Annotated in this window: 21 protein-coding genes; 4 read left to right on the forward strand and 17 right to left on the reverse strand. The window is 68.5% G+C overall.

What is annotated here, in order from left to right:
- Positions 1-11: 11 nt before the first annotated feature.
- Complete coding sequence (locus EV648_RS18335; protein WP_241995335.1) at positions 12-1,004, reverse strand: GlxA family transcriptional regulator; 993 nt, start codon at positions 1,002-1,004, stop codon at positions 12-14.
- Between the two features lie 117 nt (positions 1,005-1,121).
- Here EV648_RS18335 and EV648_RS18340 point away from each other — a divergent pair, with 117 nt between their 5' ends.
- Positions 1,122-1,760 (forward strand): HD domain-containing protein, encoded by a 639-nt coding sequence (locus tag EV648_RS18340; RefSeq protein ID WP_132292705.1) that lies wholly within the window; start codon positions 1,122-1,124, stop codon positions 1,758-1,760.
- 93 nt (positions 1,761-1,853) lie between these two features.
- On the opposite strand, the gene EV648_RS18345 is transcribed toward EV648_RS18340, so the two are convergent.
- The 5 genes from EV648_RS18345 to EV648_RS18365 form a co-directional block, all read right to left on the reverse strand.
- Positions 1,854-2,813 carry an ABC transporter substrate-binding protein gene (locus EV648_RS18345; RefSeq protein WP_241995336.1) on the reverse strand — a complete coding sequence of 320 codons (960 nt, stop codon included), beginning with the start codon at positions 2,811-2,813 and terminating at the stop codon, positions 1,854-1,856.
- Complete coding sequence (locus EV648_RS18350; protein WP_132292711.1) at positions 2,810-4,771, reverse strand: proline/glycine betaine ABC transporter permease; 1,962 nt, start codon at positions 4,769-4,771, stop codon at positions 2,810-2,812. The genes EV648_RS18345 and EV648_RS18350 overlap by 4 nt, the downstream gene beginning before the upstream one ends.
- Positions 4,771-5,835 carry a glycine betaine/L-proline ABC transporter ATP-binding protein gene (locus tag EV648_RS18355; RefSeq protein WP_132292714.1) on the reverse strand — a complete coding sequence of 355 codons (1,065 nt, stop codon included), beginning with the start codon at positions 5,833-5,835 and terminating at the stop codon, positions 4,771-4,773. The genes EV648_RS18350 and EV648_RS18355 overlap by 1 nt, the downstream gene beginning before the upstream one ends.
- A 152-nt stretch (positions 5,836-5,987) precedes the next feature.
- Complete coding sequence (locus tag EV648_RS18360) at positions 5,988-6,446, reverse strand: group II truncated hemoglobin (protein ID WP_132292716.1); 459 nt, start codon at positions 6,444-6,446, stop codon at positions 5,988-5,990.
- Between the two features lie 36 nt (positions 6,447-6,482).
- The gene (locus tag EV648_RS18365) at positions 6,483-7,391 is read right to left on the reverse strand and encodes an aminoglycoside phosphotransferase family protein (protein ID WP_132292719.1); all 909 of its coding nucleotides are present in this window, start codon (positions 7,389-7,391) and stop codon (positions 6,483-6,485) included.
- A 48-nt stretch (positions 7,392-7,439) separates the two neighbouring features.
- Between EV648_RS18365 and EV648_RS18370 the strand changes: the two genes are divergently transcribed.
- The gene (locus EV648_RS18370) at positions 7,440-8,222 is read left to right on the forward strand and encodes a hypothetical protein (RefSeq protein ID WP_132292722.1); all 783 of its coding nucleotides are present in this window, start codon (positions 7,440-7,442) and stop codon (positions 8,220-8,222) included.
- 3 nt (positions 8,223-8,225) lie between these two features.
- On the opposite strand, the gene EV648_RS18375 is transcribed toward EV648_RS18370, so the two are convergent.
- The 3 genes from EV648_RS18375 to EV648_RS18385 form a co-directional block, all read right to left on the reverse strand.
- Entirely contained in the window at positions 8,226-8,885 is a 660-nt protein-coding gene (locus EV648_RS18375; RefSeq protein ID WP_132292725.1) for an NADPH-dependent F420 reductase, read from the reverse strand.
- Between the two features lie 26 nt (positions 8,886-8,911).
- Entirely contained in the window at positions 8,912-9,622 is a 711-nt protein-coding gene (locus EV648_RS18380) for a bifunctional 2-polyprenyl-6-hydroxyphenol methylase/3-demethylubiquinol 3-O-methyltransferase UbiG (RefSeq protein WP_132292728.1), read from the reverse strand.
- A 125-nt stretch (positions 9,623-9,747) separates the two neighbouring features.
- The gene (locus EV648_RS18385) at positions 9,748-10,602 is read right to left on the reverse strand and encodes a siderophore-interacting protein (protein ID WP_132292731.1); all 855 of its coding nucleotides are present in this window, start codon (positions 10,600-10,602) and stop codon (positions 9,748-9,750) included.
- 271 nt (positions 10,603-10,873) lie between these two features.
- On the opposite strand from EV648_RS18385, the gene EV648_RS18390 reads away from it, so the two are divergent.
- Together EV648_RS18390 and EV648_RS18395 are read left to right on the forward strand one after the other, a co-directional pair.
- Positions 10,874-12,241 carry an ATP-binding protein gene (locus EV648_RS18390; RefSeq protein WP_132292734.1) on the forward strand — a complete coding sequence of 456 codons (1,368 nt, stop codon included), beginning with the start codon at positions 10,874-10,876 and terminating at the stop codon, positions 12,239-12,241.
- A 136-nt stretch (positions 12,242-12,377) separates the two neighbouring features.
- Entirely contained in the window at positions 12,378-12,734 is a 357-nt protein-coding gene (locus tag EV648_RS18395; protein ID WP_132292737.1) for a VOC family protein, read from the forward strand.
- 93 nt (positions 12,735-12,827) lie between these two features.
- Here the strand turns inward: EV648_RS18395 and EV648_RS18400 are convergent, their stop codons facing one another.
- The 8 genes from EV648_RS18400 to EV648_RS18435 all read right to left on the reverse strand — a co-directional run bounded on the left by EV648_RS18400 (position 12,828) and on the right by EV648_RS18435 (position 17,704).
- The gene (locus EV648_RS18400; RefSeq protein WP_132292740.1) at positions 12,828-13,541 is read right to left on the reverse strand and encodes a cation diffusion facilitator family transporter; all 714 of its coding nucleotides are present in this window, start codon (positions 13,539-13,541) and stop codon (positions 12,828-12,830) included.
- Entirely contained in the window at positions 13,538-13,882 is a 345-nt protein-coding gene (locus EV648_RS18405) for a metalloregulator ArsR/SmtB family transcription factor (RefSeq protein ID WP_132292743.1), read from the reverse strand. The genes EV648_RS18400 and EV648_RS18405 overlap by 4 nt, the downstream gene beginning before the upstream one ends.
- Before the next feature lie 74 nt (positions 13,883-13,956).
- Positions 13,957-14,388 carry a type II toxin-antitoxin system VapC family toxin gene (locus EV648_RS18410; RefSeq protein WP_132292746.1) on the reverse strand — a complete coding sequence of 144 codons (432 nt, stop codon included), beginning with the start codon at positions 14,386-14,388 and terminating at the stop codon, positions 13,957-13,959.
- Positions 14,385-14,657 carry a type II toxin-antitoxin system Phd/YefM family antitoxin gene (locus tag EV648_RS18415; RefSeq protein WP_241995339.1) on the reverse strand — a complete coding sequence of 91 codons (273 nt, stop codon included), beginning with the start codon at positions 14,655-14,657 and terminating at the stop codon, positions 14,385-14,387. The genes EV648_RS18410 and EV648_RS18415 overlap by 4 nt, the downstream gene beginning before the upstream one ends.
- Positions 14,658-14,752: 95 nt before the next feature.
- The gene (locus tag EV648_RS18420; RefSeq protein WP_132292751.1) at positions 14,753-15,169 is read right to left on the reverse strand and encodes a VOC family protein; all 417 of its coding nucleotides are present in this window, start codon (positions 15,167-15,169) and stop codon (positions 14,753-14,755) included.
- 80 nt (positions 15,170-15,249) lie between these two features.
- The gene (locus EV648_RS18425) at positions 15,250-16,389 is read right to left on the reverse strand and encodes an endonuclease (protein WP_241995341.1); all 1,140 of its coding nucleotides are present in this window, start codon (positions 16,387-16,389) and stop codon (positions 15,250-15,252) included.
- A gap of 134 nt (positions 16,390-16,523) precedes the next feature.
- Positions 16,524-17,210, reverse strand: coding sequence for a hypothetical protein (locus EV648_RS18430; RefSeq protein WP_132292753.1), 687 nt, complete (start codon positions 17,208-17,210; stop codon positions 16,524-16,526).
- The gene (locus EV648_RS18435) at positions 17,207-17,704 is read right to left on the reverse strand and encodes a sigma-70 family RNA polymerase sigma factor (protein ID WP_132292755.1); all 498 of its coding nucleotides are present in this window, start codon (positions 17,702-17,704) and stop codon (positions 17,207-17,209) included. The genes EV648_RS18430 and EV648_RS18435 overlap by 4 nt, the downstream gene beginning before the upstream one ends.
- Between the last annotated feature and the right edge of the window lie 285 nt (positions 17,705-17,989).

Raw genomic sequence — 17,989 nt, forward strand, 5'->3', positions numbered from 1 at the left:
CCGAGATCCGGCTACGTGGTGAGAGCCGCGTCGGAGCGTCGGGCGAAGCGGAAGCGTTGCTGGTAGGCGCGTGGTGAGACCCCGAGCCGCGCGATGAAGGTACGCCGGAGGGACTCGGAGTTTCCATAACCGGCCCGTTCGGCGGCCTCGCTGACCGTGTGACCACTCTCGAGCGCCGCCTTGGCCGTGTCGAAGCGGATGGCGTCGACGTAGCGAGCGGGCGTGGTCCCCAGCTCCTCCTTGAAGAGCCTGGTCAGGTGACGCGGGCTCACCGCCGCCAGCGCGGCGAGCTGGGGCACCGAGTGCTCCCCGGCCGGGTCTGCAGCCACCGCGTCGAAGACGGCTCGCAGTACCGGGGTGTGCGGGCGAGGGCCCTGCAGCGTCGGGGAGAACTGCGACTGGCCACCCGGGCGCTGCAGGAACACCACCAGGGACTGGGCAACCCGCCGAGCCAGATCCTCGCCGTGGTCCTCCTCGAGCAGCGCCAACGCCAGGTCGATCCCCGCGGTGACGCCGGCCGAGGTGTACGTCTGCCGGTCGCGGACGAAGATCGCATCCGGCTCGACGGCGATGTCCGAGTAGGCGGAGCCGAGCAGCTTCGTGTGCTGCCAGTGCGTGGTCGCCCGACGGCCGCTGAGCAGACCGGCATCGGCCAGGATGAACGCGCCGGTGCAGATCGAGCACACGCGAGTGGACCGCCCCGCAAGACCTCGTACTGCGCTCACCAGCGGTTCGGGGATCGGGTGGGTCGGCAACCGATCGCCGCCCATCACCAGCAACGTGTCGAAGCGCAGGTCCTCGCGGGCCGCATCGACGTCGACCGAGATGCGCAGCCCGGTCGAGGACACCACCTCGGTCCCACCGACCGAGCAGACGGACAGTTCGTACTTCGCGCCCATCCGGTTCGCCTCGCTGAACACCTCACTCGGGCCGGCCACGTCCAGCAGTTTCACGCCGTCGAAGACGACCACCCCGACCCGGTGCGGCCCGGTCCTCTTGACCACGGTCACCTCCTCGCGACGGGTCCGGATCTGTGGGAATCAGGTCCGAACGAGCGGGGCGTCGGAGGACCCGGCGGGACCACGCTATAGGCACGCAGACAACGAACCACGGAGATGATCATGACCGAGACGATCGCGGGAATCACGATTCCCGACACCGCACTGGTGCACGAGGCCACCGAACTCGTCCGGGCGGCGACGAGCCCGCTGCTGTTCGACCACTCGCGCAGGGTGTTCCTGTTCGGCAGCCTCAAGGGCGCGCACCGCGGCCTGCGGGCCGACCCCGAACTGCTGTACGTCGGGGCGATGTTCCACGACCTCGGGCTGACCGAGAAGTACCGGCGGACCGACCAGCGATTCGAGGTGGATGGCGCCGACCTGGCTCGCGACTTCCTGCTCGCCCACGGCCGGTCCGAGGCCGACGCCCGCGCGGTCTGGCTGGGTATCGCCCTGCACACCACTCCGGGCATCGCGAACCACCTCGAGCCGGAGGTCGCCCTGGTGTCCGCGGGCGTCGAGACCGACGTACTGGGTTTCGACCTGGAGGAGATCACCCCGGAGCAGCTCGCGGCCGTCACCGCCGCGCATCAGCGGCCGAACTTCAAGGAGAACATCCTGCAGGCGTTCGCCGACGGGATGAAGGACCGGCCGGACACCACCTTCGGCACCATGAACGACGACGTGCTGGCGCATTTCGTCCCGGGCTTCGTCCGCGAGGACTTCGTCGACATCATCCGCGGCTCAGCGTGGCCCGAGTAGAGCCCCTCCACCTGCAACTGGACGAGATCGTCGACGAGGCCCGGACCGCCAGACCAGTAGTACGAGCACGCCGTACTACTGGCCGGCTCGGGCTTACTTACCCAGCCAGGCGTCGACCTTCGACTGGTTGTCCTTGACCCACTTCTCGGCCGCCGCGTCCGGGGGCATCTTGTCCTCGGCGATGTACTTCGCGACCACGTTCTGGTCGTCGTTCGTCCAGCTGAACTTCTTCACCAGCTCGTACGCCGGGCTGCCGGAGTCCGCGAACTTCTTCGACACGATCTTGTCCAGCTCGTACGCCGGGTAGTCGCAGGCCACCTTCGCCGGATCCGCGTCGCAACCCTCGGTCCACTTCGGCAGGTCGACCTTGACCAGCTTGAGCTCGTTGAAGAACCACTGCGGCTCGTAGAAGTACCCGATCACCGGCTTCTTGTTCTTCTCGGCGTCGCGGAACGCCTGGATCAGCGCGGTCTCGCTACCGGCGTACACGACCTTGTAGTCCAGCTTCAGGTTCTTCACCAGCGCCTCGTCGTTCGTGACGAAGGACGGGTCACCGTCGAGCAACTGACCCTTTCCGCCGGACTCGGAGGTCTTGAACTGCGCGGCGGCCTTGTTCAGGTTCTTCCAGTCCTTGAGCTCGGGCTGGGCTTCCGCGAGCCACGGCGGCAGGTACCAGCCGATCACGCCCTTGTTGCCCGACGGCCCGACCTCGACGGCCACCTTCTGGTCGGTGACGTACTTCTTCTTCAGGTCCTCGTGGCCCCAGTTCTCCAGCACCGCGTCGACCTCGCCGGTGCCGAAGCCCTGCCAGGAGATCTCCTCCTTCAGGTTCTTCTTCACCACCTTGCAGCCGAGATCCTTGGTCGCCACGTACGCGACCACCGCGGCGTTCGCCTCGTACCCGACCCAGGGACTGACGGCCAGGTTGAAGGTGCCGCACTCCTTGGCACCTTCCGCCGGCTTCGCCGCCTCGCCCACCTTCGCACCGCCACACGCGGTCAGGGCCAGCGCCACCGCCGTCAGCACGCCGGCAGAGCGGAGCTTGTTGGTCACCACAGGTTGTCTCCTCTGACTGTTCCTCTGAACTTGCGAGTACGCCGGGCCGCCGCCTGGGTGATCCGGTCGAGCATCACCCCGAGCAGCACGATCGCCAGGCCCGCGGCGAGTCCCTTGCCGTACAGCTCACTCTGCGCGAAGCCGGCGGCCACGTCGTAGCCGAGGGCGCCCGCGCCGACCAGTCCGCCCACGACCACCATGGACAGCACATAGATCAGGCCCTGGTTCACCGCCAGTGTGATGGCTCGGCGGGCCACCGGGAGCTGGACCTTGCTGATCACCTGCCAGGTGCTCGAGCCGACCGAGTTCGCCGCCTCCACCGTCGCCACCGGCACCGCGCGGATGCCATCGGCAACGATCTTGGTGGTGACCGGGATGGCGAACACCACGGCGGCCGCGATCGCGGTGAACCGGCTGGTGCCGAACAACGCCAGGAACGGCACCAGGTAGACGAAGGGCGGCATCGTCTGGCCCGCGTCGAGAACGGGGCGCAGCCAGCTGTCCGCCCGGTGGTTCCGGCCGGTCCAGACGCCGAGCATGAGGCCGGCGGCAACCACCACGACGGTGGCGAGCAGGGTCGACGCGAGCGTCACCATGGCGTCGTGCCAGACGCCGGTCACGACCAGCAGCCCCAGGCACAGCGCCGCGGGAACGGCTCCCTGCCAGCTCCCGAGCAGCGCGGCCAGCGTGACGACCACCACGGCCACGAGCCACCAGGGCGACTCCGTCAACAGAGCTTCCAGCGGGTTGAGAACACCCTTGGTCACGGCGTCGCGCACGCCGAACGTGAAGCCGCCGAAGACGTCCTGCACCCAGTTCGTCACGTCCGTCGCGGCGACGGCGATCCGGGAGCCGAGGTTCGCGCCCGAGGGGAACTCGGCCGCCCAGATGTAGGTCCGCGAGAACCAGATGGCGACCAGCACCGCGATGCCGCCCACGCCGAGGAGCACCTTGCGACGGATGCTCGCCGTACGCCAGGGCCGGTCGCCGGCCGCGGTGGTCACCCGGTCGAGCACGATCGCGAGGACGACGATCGCCAGGCCGGCGTTGAACGCCACGCCGACGTCGAGCGTCTGCAGCGCCTTCAGCACGGTCTGGCCGAGTCCCGGCGCGTCGATCAGCGCGGCCACCGTCACCATCGACAGGGCGGCCATGATCGTCTGGTTGATCCCGACCACGACCGTACTGCGGGACATCGGCAGCAGGACCTTCAGCAGGGTCTGGCCGTGGGTGGAGCCGAGCGAGCGCGCGGCCTCGACACTCTCGGACGGCACCGAGCGGATCGCGTGCGCGGTCAGCCGGACGACCGGAGGTGCGGCGTAGATCAGCGTCGCGATCGTCGCGGCGGCCGGGCCGATCGCGAAGAACAGCGTCAGTGGCGCGAGGTAGACGAACGTCGGCAGCGTCTGCATCAGGTCGAGCACGAGCGTCGCGACCCGGAACGCGCGGTTCGAGAGGCCGGCCCAGATCCCGAGCGGGATGCCGATCAGCAGCGCGAGCAGCACCGCCGCGAGAGTCAGCGACAGGGTGTCCATGGCCTCCTGCCACAGGCCCTGCAGTCCGACGAAGGTAAGACCGGCCGCGGCCAGCAGAGCAACCTTCCAGTTGCCGAAGGCCCACGCGAGGTACGCCGACAGCGCGACCACCCCGAGCCAGCCGATCACCGGCACCGGACGCCCGTACGACGGTTGCGCGATCACCGCCTGGAACAGGATGACGAGCTGGTCCACGGCGACCCGGATCGCGTCCAGGAACGCGTTGCCGCTGCCGAGGAAGTCACGGTGCTCGGTCAGCCAGCGGTGCAGTCCGGTCGTCTCCTGGCCGCCGAGGCTGAGCGTGTTCACGCCTCGGAGCAGGAACCACGCGGCCACCCAGGCCACCAGCAGGACGCCGACGATCACCCCGCGACGCGGGCGGCGTACCCGGATCTCGACCGAGCCGGTGATGGATGCCATCAGGGCGTGCCCGAGTCCGCGACGACGGCGAGGATCTCCTCGTCATCGATCACGCCGAGCAGTTGCCCGTCCGATACGACCTTGACCGGCCGGTCGGACTCGAGCACCAGCCTGGTCGCCTCCCGGACCAGTACGTCGGGCCCGAGCTCCGGGCCGTCCAGCTGCTCGTCCGGCCGAGGCTGCCGGATGATCCAGCGCAGGGTGAGCACGTCGGCCCGCGGTACGTCGCGGACGAACTCGCGGACGTAGTCGTCGGCGGGAGCCCCGACGAGCTCGTCGCCGGTGCCGAGCTGGACCGCCTCGCCGTCGCGCATCAGCAGGATCCGGTCGCCCAGCTTGAGCGCTTCGGACAGGTCGTGGGTGATGAACACCATGGTCTTGCCGACCTCGCGGTGCAGCCGGACCACCTCGGTCTGCATCTCCCGGCGGATCAGCGGGTCGAGCGCGGAGAACGGCTCGTCGAACAGCAGCACATCCGGGTCGTTGGCGAGCGCCCGGGCCAGCCCGACGCGTTGCTGCATGCCGCCGGACAGTTGCTCGGGGTAGAACTGCTCGTGGCCGCTCAGTCCGACCAGGTCGATGACCTCCTGAGCCCGGCGGCGGCGGTCGGGCTTGCTCTCGCCTCGGACCTCCAGGCCATAGGACACGTTGTCGATCACCTTGCGGTGCGGCAGCAGGCCGAAGTGCTGGAACACCATCGAGAACTTGCTCCGGCGCAGCGTGCGGAGCCGCTTCTCGTCGGCGGCCCGCAGGTCCTCGCCCTCGAAGAACAGCCCGCCGGCAGTCGGCTCGATCAGCCGCGTCAGGCACCGGACCAGGGTGGACTTGCCGGACCCGGACAGGCCCATCACGACGAAGACCTCGCCCGGCGCGACGTCGAAGCTCAGGTCGCGGACGGCCGCGGTACAGCCGGTCCGCTGCAGCAGTTCGGCCCGCCCCAGCCTGGCCAGGTCCGCCCGATGTGGAACCCGCCCGGCCTTCGGCCCGAACACCTTCCACAACCCTTGGACCGACAGCAGCGCCTCACTGTCCTCTATGTCGGGGTACTCGAGCTGAGCGGTCACTGTGGTTCACCCTCGCATCCCGGCCACCGGGGTAGTCATGAACCCCCGACAATATCCAACCCCCACCCCGGCCTCCCCCCGACGGCTACCTGACACCACAACCTTTACCCGCTCTTACCACCCCAGAAGCCAACTGGTGGTTGCGGTTCGGATCAGCCGAGGTACGGGGGTGCCTCGCCCCACCCCCAGTGCGGGACCGGGGCCTCGGGCGGTGGGGTGGCGCCGTCCTGGGAGTTGGCGAGCGCGATGCGGGTGCCCCACTCGACGTACGCCACGAAGGCTGAACGGAACTCTGGGTCGCCGGGCAACCCGGCCGGGTCGGCGGACTGGGCGATGAGCGCCGCCCAGCGTGACCTCTGCTCCTCGGTCAGGCCCAACCCCAGGTGATGGGACAGCATCGCGGGATACCCACCGAGTTCATCCGTGTACCGCGACGGGCCGCCGAAGACCTCTCCCAGCCACAGCGCCACGTGCTCGCGATGCTTGTCGCTCATGTGCGCGAACACCGGCGCCAGCACCGGGTCCTCCAGCACCTTGTCGTAGAACACCTCGGTGAGCCGCCGGAACGCCTCAGCCCCACCAGCCCACTCGTACACCGTCGGCGTCGTCATCTGCCCCTCCTCCTGACTGTTGATGTAATCATGTAATCAGGAGCGAGGGTCTTCGAGTGCCGCCGCGATCGCGACCTGCACAGGATCCACCGCGTACTCCCCGCTTTCGAGATCCCAGAGCACGTTCTGCAGGATCCGCCCCAGCGTCCAGCCGACCGCCCGCTCGCGATCCAGCCCGGCCACCTCGACCATCAGGTCGAACCGCCGCCGGATCGCCCGCGGCAGATCACCCGTCGCCACCAGGTCGTCCCACCGGTTGTTCAGCGCTTGGAACAACTCGAAGCACGGATCACCCGCCAGTGGTTTCGGGTCGATCGCCAGCCACGGATGCCGCCGCGACGCCATCACGTTGTCATAGTGGAGATCCCAGTGCAGCAACCGATCACCCGACTCCGGAACCAACTCGGCCACCCGCGCGGCGCACCGGCGTACCAGGGTCTGCTCGGCCGGATCGGCCAGCCGTGGGATCAGACCGGGCGCGTCAGCGAGCATCTGCCGCGCGATGTCTTCGAGCCGTCGCAACCCCAGCGGCGCCTGTACTGCGCTCAGCCGCGCGAGGAGTTCCGCCAGAATCCGGGTGGCCTCGTTGTCGTCGGGGAGGTCGCTTAGCGAGCGCGGCTCCAGCCTTTCGAGCAGGATCGTCGCGTCCGGGGCGTCGTCCAGGACCCGTACCGCGTAGTCCTCACCCCAGGTCCGGAGGCCGAGCGCCTCGTCGGCGTTCTCCTCGTTGAGCGGCTGCAACTTGAGCATTCCGGGCGTCCCGTCGGTCTGCACGACGGGCAGTACGACGGACGCGGCTCCGTGCAACGGCTCACCGTCGAGCCGCAACTTCCACCGCTCCATGTACCCCGCGGCGAGGTCGGGCACAGCCTTCAGCCAAGGCAGTTCATCAGCGAGCGTCACGAACAACGGAGCCGGTACGGCGAACAGCGGGTGACTGGTCATCCCTCAGAACATTAGGGGCCGACCGGCGGATGTGCTTGGGTTTTCCCCGTGAGCTCAGTGGAAGGTGATCCGGCCGAGTCGTTCGGCGAGGTGGAGCGACGCAGCCGGCGGGCGCAGTGGGTGGTGGCGCTGGTCTATCTGGGCATCCCGCTGGTGTTCCTCGGGCTGGTGCTGTGGATCAGCTCCAGCGCAGATACCTTCAACTGGCAGATCGCCCTGGATCCGCTCGCGCTGCTGGCGATCGGCTGGTACTTGCGGCAGCGGCACCGGTACAAGCCGGGTCGCTGGGCCACCGCCGGGTTGTGGATGGGCGGAATCACCGGTTTCCTCACTGCGTTCGCCACGATCGTGCTCGACGCCAGCTGGCTGGCGACGTTGTCCGTCCCGGCGGCGGTCGTCGGCGCGATTCTCGGGGTCGCCCTCGGCCGCTACGGACAGCGGACGCTGATGCACCCGGCGGTGCCGGAGCTCGCCGACTCGCCGTACGAGCTGACCTTCCGGGTGCGCGGGCTGACCCGGCTGCGGTTGGTGATCCGGCGTACGGATCTCGTGCTGGTGGAGAGGGTGCCGATCAGGACGGCCGAAGGGGACAGCCCTGCCGAGAAGGCTCGGACCTATCCGCTCACGGCCGTCACCGGGGCATACGAGGTCTCGTTGTCGGGTGCCGAGCGGCTCAGGTTCCCCGAGCCGCTACGGCTGGCACCGGCCGGCACCCCTGGCCCGGCGTTGATCCTCCAGGCCAAAGGTGCCGACTGGGTACTGCCGCAGAACGAGGCCGCCGCGATCGCCCAAATCCTCGACCGTCGGATCGCCACCGCCAGCTCGCTCTGACGGTTAGCCGCGGAGTTCTGCGGAGCGGATCGGGCTGGCTTCGGCTAGGCCCTTGAGGACGCCGTCGGCGTCGAGGTCGGTGCCGTAGACCGGGGTTCCGGGCTGCTGGCGCCAGGACTCGGCGAGGCTGCCGGCGTCGATCGGGTCGAAGCCGAGCTCGTCGACGAGCCGCAGCACCTTCGCCTTGGCCTCTTCGTTGTCACCGGCAACCGGTAGCGCGATCCGCCCCGGCTCGCCGGCCGCGACGCCGAGCTCCAGCAGATGCTGGAAGTTGATGTTGTTGAAGGCCTTGTTCACCGGCTGACCGAGCTGCTCGGCCACCCAGCCGCTCTCGGTCCGGCCCTCGTCCTCGATGCCCGCGATCCGCCCGTCGCGCTGCGGGTAGTAGTTGTTGGTGTCGATCACCGCGAATCCCTCGGCGGCGTTGTCGAACAGGTCCTTCGGCAGTCCGGGGACCGCCTTCTGCGGAATCGTCACGACGACGATCTCGGCGCCCTTGGCAACGTCTCCGACCTGGGCCGGAGTTGCTCCCGTCTCGGCCTGCAGGTCGAGCAGCGTCTCCGGACCCCGCGAGTTCGCCACGGAGACGTCGTGCCCGAGGGCCGTCAGGCGCCGGGTGAGGGTGCCGCCGATGAGACCTGAACCGATGATGCCGATCTTCACTTTTGCTCCTGGTAAGTAGCTGATACTCAGCTATAACGCCGAAACGAGCCCGGATCATCCACCGCGCTCGTCCTCCAGCGCATCGCCAGCGCGAACCCGAGGTCGTCGTACTCGGCACCGGGGAAGACGGTGTCGTAGATCTCACGAAACTGCGCGCGGGACAGGTAGCGATCGCTCAGCAGGTGCTCGAGCCACGGCTTGCTGTGCCAGAAACGCAACTCGAACCATGCGTCCCGCAGCCCGACCCGCCTGATCTCGGCCGGGAAGCCGCGGACCGCGCCCCAGGTGTAGACCCGCCGCGGCGGCGTCGGGTAGAGGTCGCAGACGTTGTCGATCAGCGCGACCGTGCCGCCGGGCCGGACGAGCGACTTCAACTGCTCGAGTCCGGCCCGGTAGTCGGGCAGGTGGTGCAGCACCGTGTGGCTGTAGACCAGGTCGAACCCCTCGTCATCCACCTCGAACAGATCCGCGACCCGGTACTCCAGGTTCGGCCGCGAGCGCCGTTCGCGGGCGATCGCGATCATCGGCTCGCTGAGGTCGACGCCGAGCACCTGGTCGAAGTCGTCGGCCAGCCGTTCCGCCGCGTGCCCCGACCCGCAACCGACGTCTATCGCCCGCTCACCCCTCACCCCGAGCCCGGTCACCCAGGCGCTGTGCTGCCCGGGCAACAAGCTCACGAACCGGTCGTACTCCGCCGCGAACCGATCGAACGAGGTCGGATCAGCCACATCATCCATGCCCCGTACGACGACGCCCGCCCGCGACTGGTTCGCAGTACCGCGGAGATCGGGGCCGGGCGGGCGGCGTCGAGCCAGGGTGGGTCGGGGCGGAGCGCGGCGTGCGAGCCGGGCTCCGGGTGAGGTCAGTTGCCGGCAGCTGCGCGTTCCTTCCGGGCGGTCTCGGCCTTCTCGGCCTGCCAGCCGTCCTCGTTCTTGCCGAGGCGCCAGTAGCCGGACAGTGAGACACGGTCGCGCGCGAGGCCGCGGCCGGCGAAGAGGTGCTTGCGCAGCCGCAGTACGAAACCGGCTTCGCCGTGGACGAAGACCTGCACGTCACCGGGCGGGAACTCGAGCGCCTCGACCGCGGCGACCAGGCCGTCACCACGGTTGCCTGCATGGTTGCCGTCATGGTTGCCGGAGGCACCGGATCGGTGGAACCAGGTGAGCTCCACATCGCCGGAGCCGCTGAACTTCTGCTCCTCGGACTCGTCCTCGACCTCGACGAACACCTTGGCCTTCGCGCCCGGCGGGAGTACCTCGATCGCGGCGCCGATCGCCGGCAGCGCGCTCTCGTCGCCGACCAGCAGGTGCCAGACCGCGTCCTCGTCCGGCCGGTAGGCGCCACCCGGACCGTTGAACCAGAGCTTGTCGCCGGGCTTCGCCGCGGCCGCCCACGGTCCGGCGATGCCCTCGTCGCCGTGGTGGACGAAGTCGATCGTCAGTTCGTGGCTCGCCTCGTCCCAGGAGCGCACCGTGTACGTCCGCATGGTCGGCCACTGCTCGGACGGGAACTGCTCGCGCACGACGCCCATGTCCAGCGGGTCCGGGTACTCCACGCCCGGCTGCGGGAAGAGCAGTTTCACGTAGTGGTCGCTGGTGCCGTTGTCGACGAAGTCGTCACAGCTCAGCACCACCCGGATCATGTGCGGGGTGATCCGCTCGGTCCGGCGGACGACCGCCAGCTTCGCGCGGCGGTTACGGGGTGCTGGGTTGCTCACGCGACCACGGTCCTCTCGAACATCAGGCGGAGAATGTTAGGCATACCTAAGTAGGCTAACCGACATCCCCAACGCCCGGCTCCGGCGGCCACGGATCCCGGACGTCCCGCGCGCGGCCCGGTCCGCGGTACGGGCGGCTCAACTGGGCGCGGTTACGGCGGTCGACTGGTCACAGTGCGGCGTTCGGCGCGGTACGGCGGTTCAACTGGGGCTGAAGGGCTGTTCATCTGCTGGTCGCCTGGTTGCCGGGTGGACCACTGAGGGTGGAGGGATGAGCCAGGTTTTCGGGACGGCCAGGCGTCCGGCGTACATGGTGACCCGGACCGACCAGCAGGGGCGGCCGATCTCGCTGGACCGGCGGCCACCCGAGGGGAACTCGGTGCTGTTCACCGGCAGCCCGGGGATGGGCAAGAGCCTCGAGCTTGATCGCGCCCAGCAGTACGCGCAGCAGAACGGCTGGACCTGCATCCGGGTGGACGCGTCGCCGCGGGAGCCGCTGGAGAACCGGTTCGTCCGTGCTGTCAGCGAGGACCTCGGTGGGCTTCGCAAGCGGCACGGGTTCTTCGCCCTCCGCAAGCTGAAGAAGACCCTGCGCGACCTGACCCAGCGCAACCGGAGTCAGCAGAACGGCGCGGAACTGCGGTTCGGCGTCATGCCGGTCCAGGCGGTGGTGAAGAAGCAGTGGGAGGCGCCGGGCCGGGACGGTGTCGGCAGCACGCTCAACCAGCTCGCGGACAACCTAGGCGAGCTTGCCGCGAAGAAGCGGCAGCCGGTGATGCTGATGGTCGACAACCTCGACGTGGCGTCCGAGCGGGACCTTGCCGCGTTGACGGAGCTCTCGGCCCACCTCGAGCGCAACGGGCAGCCGGTCTACCTGATCGGCGCCGGTGGTGAGATGGCGGCCACCAGGCTGATGGCCGCATCCGGCGGGATGTCGGGGATCGGTACTGGTGTCGCCAGTCGGTTCGACCTGCGCGAGTGCACGCCACTTGCGGATGACGAGCTGCGGCCGGCTGTGACCGAACCGCTGCGTCGTGCGGGCATTCCCTATCAGCCTGAGGCTGTGGACAACCTGTTGAAGGCTGCGAACGGTAACCCGAGCCGGTTGCGGGATCTGGCCGACAGCGCGGTGCGGTTGGCGCAGCCGCCGTACGGGATCACGGTCGAGGTGGCGAAGCACGCGACCGCGCAGGTGAACGACCGGTCGCGGGTCTTCTACCAGGCCGCGTGGAACAACTGCTCCGACGCGGAGAAAGACCTGCTGGCGAAGGTCGCAGTACGGGGGCCGCGAGGGCTGGCGATGCCGAGCGAGACGCAGGCCGCCGGTCCCGGGAGGTGGCAGGAGGTGGACAACGCGCGCCAGGGATTGGTTGCCCGCGGCATGCTTCGCGAGAGCGGCCAACGGGTGAACCTGGCGGACCCAGGCCTGCAGGAGTGGGTCGAGACCCGGGTCGGCCAATCCGCCGCCCACGCCGGTGTCGCCCTCCCCGGCACGCCCGGGCCGGCCATCACCCAGCCGTCGACTCCCGCCGCCGGCGCCGCAGTACCGACTGTCGCTCAGGGCACCGGCCGTCACCGCCAGACCAACACCACGGCAACCCGCCAGGTCGGCAACACAACCTTCACCATCAACACCTAGTGCCGCAGCCTTGGATCTCGTGGTCCGACGGGTGACCAGAGACCGGTCAGGAATCAAGAAGCACGGGTGGCGGAGCCGGGACTAGCGTGACTGACACGGGCACAAAGTCCGACCACCCACGACTTCAGGAGCGACCATGACCGGCTCTTCCACCCAGGGAATCAAGACCGTGCTGCACCCCGTTTCCGACCTGGCCAAGGCGAAGGAGGTGTACGCCGCGCTGCTCGGCGTGGAGCCGACAGCCGACTCGTCCTACTACGTCGGCTTCGAGGCCGAGGGCCAGCACATCGGGCTGGTGCCGAACGGTGGACCGCAGAACATGACCTCACCGATCGCCTACTGGCACGTGGCGGACATCGAGGCGAAGCTGGCCGAGGTGACCGCCGCGGGTGCCACCGTGAAGGAGACCCCGCACGACGTCGGAGGCGGCCGCCTGGTGGCCACCTTCAACGACCTCGACGGCAACGTCCTCGGCCTGATCCAGGACAGCTGAGTGCCGCCCCCCCGCCGGCACCCTCAGCGTCGTCGCATTTCGGCCTGCACGTTCGGCCAGCACGTTCCGCCAGCTCGTCCAGCTGGCGTTCGCCTAGCAGCAGCCGTCTTCGCACTTCGCTGAGCCCGTGCCTGCGGGGGCACAGCAGCCTTTGCCTTGCCACGCCTGGATTCCTTCACGCAGGGCGATGATCGCGATGATCAACCCTGCGATCGGATCAGCCCAGGACAAGCCGAGGGTCGCGTTCAGCACCAGCCCGACCAGCAGCACGGCCGACAGATAGGTACACAGCAACGTCTGGGTACCGTCGGCAACCACCGCGTTGGATCCGAGCGCTCTCCCAGTACGCCGCTGGGCGGTCGACAGCAGCGGCATCACCACCAGCGAGGCGATCGCCAGCCCGATCCCGACCGACGAGCTGTCCGGCTCGGACCCGGACGCCAGCGACCGCACGGACTCCACCGCCACATACGCGGCGAGGCCGAAGAAGGACAACGCGATCAACCGCAGCGCGCGTCGCTCCCGGGTCTCCGGCAAGGGATGCCGGAACTGCCACAGAATAATCAGTCCACTGGCCACCTCGACCACCGAGTCGAGCCCGAACCCCACCAACGCCACCGACCCGGACACAGCCCCGGCCGAGATCGCCACGATCGCCTCGACCACGTTGTAGCTGACACTCGCCCCCGCCAACCACCGAGCCCGCCGCCCCAACGCCACCCGCTCAGCACTGGGCTTCAGGGGCGGCGGCGTGACCAGCGGCAGCAACCGCGGCCCGGTTGGCTGGTCAGTCGACGGATCGGTCATTTGCAGTCGCCCTCCGCGTCAGGTCGACAGCAGGCGGGGTCCACCGCCAGCACAACATTCAGCAGCTCACTCAACGCCGTCCCAAGACTCGGATCAGCCAACTCGTACCGCGTCCGCCGCCCCTCGGGCTCCGCCACCACCAGGCCACACCCTCGCAGGCAGGCGAGGTGGTTGGACAACGACTGCCGGCTGACCCCGATCCGCTCAGCCAGCTCCGCCGGATAACTGGGCCCCTCGTGCAGCACCAACATCACCTGCGTCCGCGTCGGATCAGACAACGCATGCCCGACCCGAGCCAACACCCCACCCCGACTGATCGTGTCCACGCAGCGACAGTACATCAGCCACTGTATTCACCAGAAGCTGTATCAATCGCCAATCGCCAACGCGAAACCGCCAGCCGCGAGTCGCCGTGCTATCCCGGACCACTGATGTCGGCCGTCGCAATCCCGAGCTCGCGACACGCCGCCAGCAGCGCACGGTCACCCGACGCAGCGACGAGATCGCCGTCGGCCAGCTGCTCCACGGCTGCACAGTGCACGGCGTCATAGCCACGCAACGAACACTTCACTGCTAACTGGGCCGCTCGTCGAGCCAACTCCGCATCGAGCTCGACCACCGCGAACTCGGGCCAGACCTCGTCCAGGCTCCGCTGGGCTGCACGGAGCTTCGGCGTGCTGACCCGACCCGAACGGTGAGCCCTGGCCAGGACCGCCGCGGTTTCGACGTACAGCAGCCGCGTCGTGGTCACGGCGTCGGCCAGATTCCACAGCTCCGCGCAGGCCGGCGTCGATTCTTCGTCGATCAGGATCGGGACGAACGCGGACGTGTCGAAGTAGCAGATCACCTGCGCTGCTCGTCGATCAGATCGCTGACCGGGCCGGCTGTCTTGATCGGCGTCGGTGCGGGTCGCTTGCGACGCTTGGCCGGCGTCACTCTCCCCTCGGCGATCAGTCGCTCCAGGGCGGTCGGGACACTGACCGGCACGATCTGCGCGATCGGCTTGCCGTGGTCGGTGACTGTGATGGTCTGGCCGCCACGAACCTCTGCCAGAAAGTGACTGAGACCGTCGCGGAGCTCTCGGATGCCGACGTCCATCAGACCTCCTGTGGTCACTATTCCTCCCTCGATTGTAGCCACAAGTTGAATGCTCGAGTCTGGTCGGCGGATTCGGTCGCGGGGAGGGCAGATCGAGGGGCGGATCGGGGCAGTCAGATGGCGAAGACGTCGGCGTCGTTGGCGAAGGCTTTGAATTCGAGGGCGTTGCCTGCCGGGTCGTGCAGGAACATGGTCCATTGCTCGCCGGTCTGGCCCTCGAAGCGGAGGTAGGGGTCGATGACGAAAGGGGTGCCGGCGGCGCGGAAGCGGTCGGCGAGGGCGTGGAAGTCGGGGATCTCGAGGATCAGGCCGAAGTGCGGGACGGGGACGTCGTGGCCGTCCACCGGGTTGTGGATCGCCTGCTGGCGGGCCGGAGCGAGGTGGGTCACGAACTGGTGGCCACGCAGGTTCCAGTCGATCCAGGTGTCGGAACTGCGGCCGCGCTCGCAGCCGACCACGGAGCCGTAGAACTCCGCGGCGGCGGCGAGATCGTCGACCGGCATGGCGAGGTGGAAGCGGGGAATCGTCATGCCTTAGAAGATATGAGGCCGACGCCACGATCCGCTCGTTGTCCACAGGCGATCGCGGGTCGGTCCACGGCAGGGAACCGTCAGGGCCAGATCGAGGAGACCCACTCGGGGTGGTCGATGAACGGGTTCCGGTTGTGCTGCCAGGTGTCGAAGATGACCTGGTTGCGGCGCTTCTCGAAGGTGTCCGGCGGGTCGGCCGCGCTCCAGGCCTTCAGCACGGAGAGCTTGCCGATGTACGGGGCGGTGCCGTTGTTGACCGAGTTGTTCGGCTCCAGGTTCGCGAACCCGTCGCCGCCCTCGTACCGCACGGCCATGTAGAAGATCATCCGCGCGACATCACCGCGGACCGCCGCCCGCGGTGCGAACGAGTCCCCGTCCGCGGTGCAGCCCGGGCACTCGGCGACCGTCGTACCGCCGTTGTCGAAGTCGAGGTTGCCACGGGCACCGTTCACCGAGACGTCCTCGGGCCGCAGGTGGTGCACGTCGGTGCCCGGGCCGGTCGCGGTGCCGAAGTCGCCGTGGGACTTCGCCCAGACGTGCTCGCGGTTCCAGTCGTTCACGCCGCCGCCGTTGGTGCCCTTGCTCTGCGACCGGCCGGAGTACAGCAGGATCACGTTGTTCGCGTTGGCCGGGTCCTGGTCGGTGTCCTCCAGCGCGTTCCAGACTTGGTCGTAGGTCAGCTTGGTCTGGTTCGAGATGATCGTGTGCAGCGCGGACTTGAGCGCCGGCCCGGTCTTGCCGATTGCGTTCGCGTAGTAGTCACCCGGCTCCGGCGGATCGCCCGGGTCCGACCCGCCGGCACCGCTGAAGGCAGTCGGGTTCTTCAGCCCTGCATGCGGCGTGAAGTACGGCGTGAGCGTGCCGGTCACGCTGATCTTGGTACCGAGCAGTCCCGGGTTCGACTGCAACCCGTACTGCGCCCGGAAGGTCGCCGTGACTTGCACATAGAGCATGGCCGACGTGCTCGTCTGTGAACTCGAGTCGGCCAGTGCGATCGCGGTATCGCCGGTGAAGTTGCTCCGGATCACCGTGTTCGCGGCGGTCGGCTGCCCCACCACGAATCCCTCGACGGTGGCGACGGATCCGTCCTGCCGCGACAGCGCCGTACTGACGGTGATGGCGGCGGTGGTCGCCGCGGCGGAGGGTCTGATCCCGAAGGCGAGCAACGCCAGCAGGACACCGAGGACCAGGACCGGACGGGATGCGCGAAGAGCGGGCACGGCGATCTCCCAGGGGCGGTTGGGAACCAATGCGTCGCAGGCCAGTCTGCCCGTCCTCAGCCCGGATGGAACGTCTGATCGGCCAAAAGTTGTCCGACGATCCGGCAAACCCCAGGCGACAGCTCACCCAGCAGTCACTTCAGCTGGAGCTGAGCCGTGGGCAGGACCTCCTTCAGCGTCCCGCCCTGCGGCTTGCTGTCGGCGGGAAGGTCTCGGTAGATCAGGTAGGAGCCCACCGGCAAGCGGGCGCCTGACGTCCGGTCGCAACTCCGGATGTCGATCCGGGCGCGGAAGGTGTGGGACTGCTCCGGTTGCAGGACCACCGGCTTCCCACTCACCGTCAGGACCGCGTGGCCAACCACCATGTTCTTCTGGACAACGGCGAAGAGGCTCGTGGGCGAAGCATTGACCAGCGGCTTCGGGAGGTGGCTGGTGAACTCGTCCTCCACGGTACCGGTCCAGCCGTCGGCGCTTCTGGCCATGGTCTTCTGTGTCACCTTCTCCCCCCGGGTGCCGATGGAGGAGGGCGCCGGAAAGGTCACCCCACACTTGTACGGCGGGAGGGGACTCTCTCTGATAGCCGACTGAGTGCCTCCGCCGCGGTTCGCCACGGTGCTCTCGGTGCCGGCGCCTGGCAGTACCGCATAAGCGCTGACTGCGATCGCGGCCGCGCCTGCGAAGCCGGCGACACCGACGGCCGCGGTACGCCGGTGGCGGCGCCGCCGGATCCGGGGTACCAGGGCGTGCTCGTCGAGTTCGACGGTGTCGGTGCCATGGGTGGCCACGGATTGGAGGAGCTGTTTCAGGTCGTCGGAGGTCATCTCATCGTCTCCTCGGGGATGGCGAGCTGGGTGGCGAGTCGGGTCCGGGCATCGGCCAGGTGACGTTTCACCGTGCCTTCGGCGCAGTCGAGCTGGTCTGCGATCTCGAGAACGGAGAGGTCCTCGTAGTACCGGAGGACGATGCAGGCGCGCTGCTTGGGGGACAAGGTGGACAAGGCCTGTCGAACCTCGTCTGCCAGGGCATGGTCCTCGTCGTGGTGCGCGACCGGATCCACCAGCAGGTGGCGTCTGGCGTTCCACAGGCTGGCGCGGCGGCGGCCGTCGACGTACTGGTTGAGCATCGCGCGCCGGACGTACCCCTCGAGCTGTTCGACGTCGCCTCTCACCCGTAGCCGGCTGAACACCCGCAACAGCGCGTCCTGAACCAGGTCGGCGGCCGCAGCTGATTCACCGGTCAGGAGATAGGCGTATGCACGTAACGAGGCGCCGCGGACTACCAGCAGTTCCTTGAATGCGCGCTCCCAGTCAGCCATCAACACCGTCCTGTTCGGTTCCCTGTCAGGTAGCAAGACGAACAGGGACGGCGCGGCGTTGGGGTGGGGCGGGAGAAATTGAGTCGGTGGGGCGGCGAGCGCTCTGCGCTGGTGCCGCCCCACCTAGGTGTACGGGCCCCCATCAGCTCGTGACAGCCGCCACGAGCTGCTAGCCCATCCACCAGTGAGGCGCTACTGGCGGGCAGCACCTCACCGACTGGGTGGGGGAAGGACGCTAGGTCCTCCTCCGGGTCTGACGTGATGCGGACGCCGTTACGGACCGTA

Source organism: Kribbella sp. VKM Ac-2568, from assembly GCF_004345365.1.
Taxonomy (GTDB): Bacteria; Actinomycetota; Actinomycetes; order Propionibacteriales; family Kribbellaceae; genus Kribbella; species Kribbella orskensis.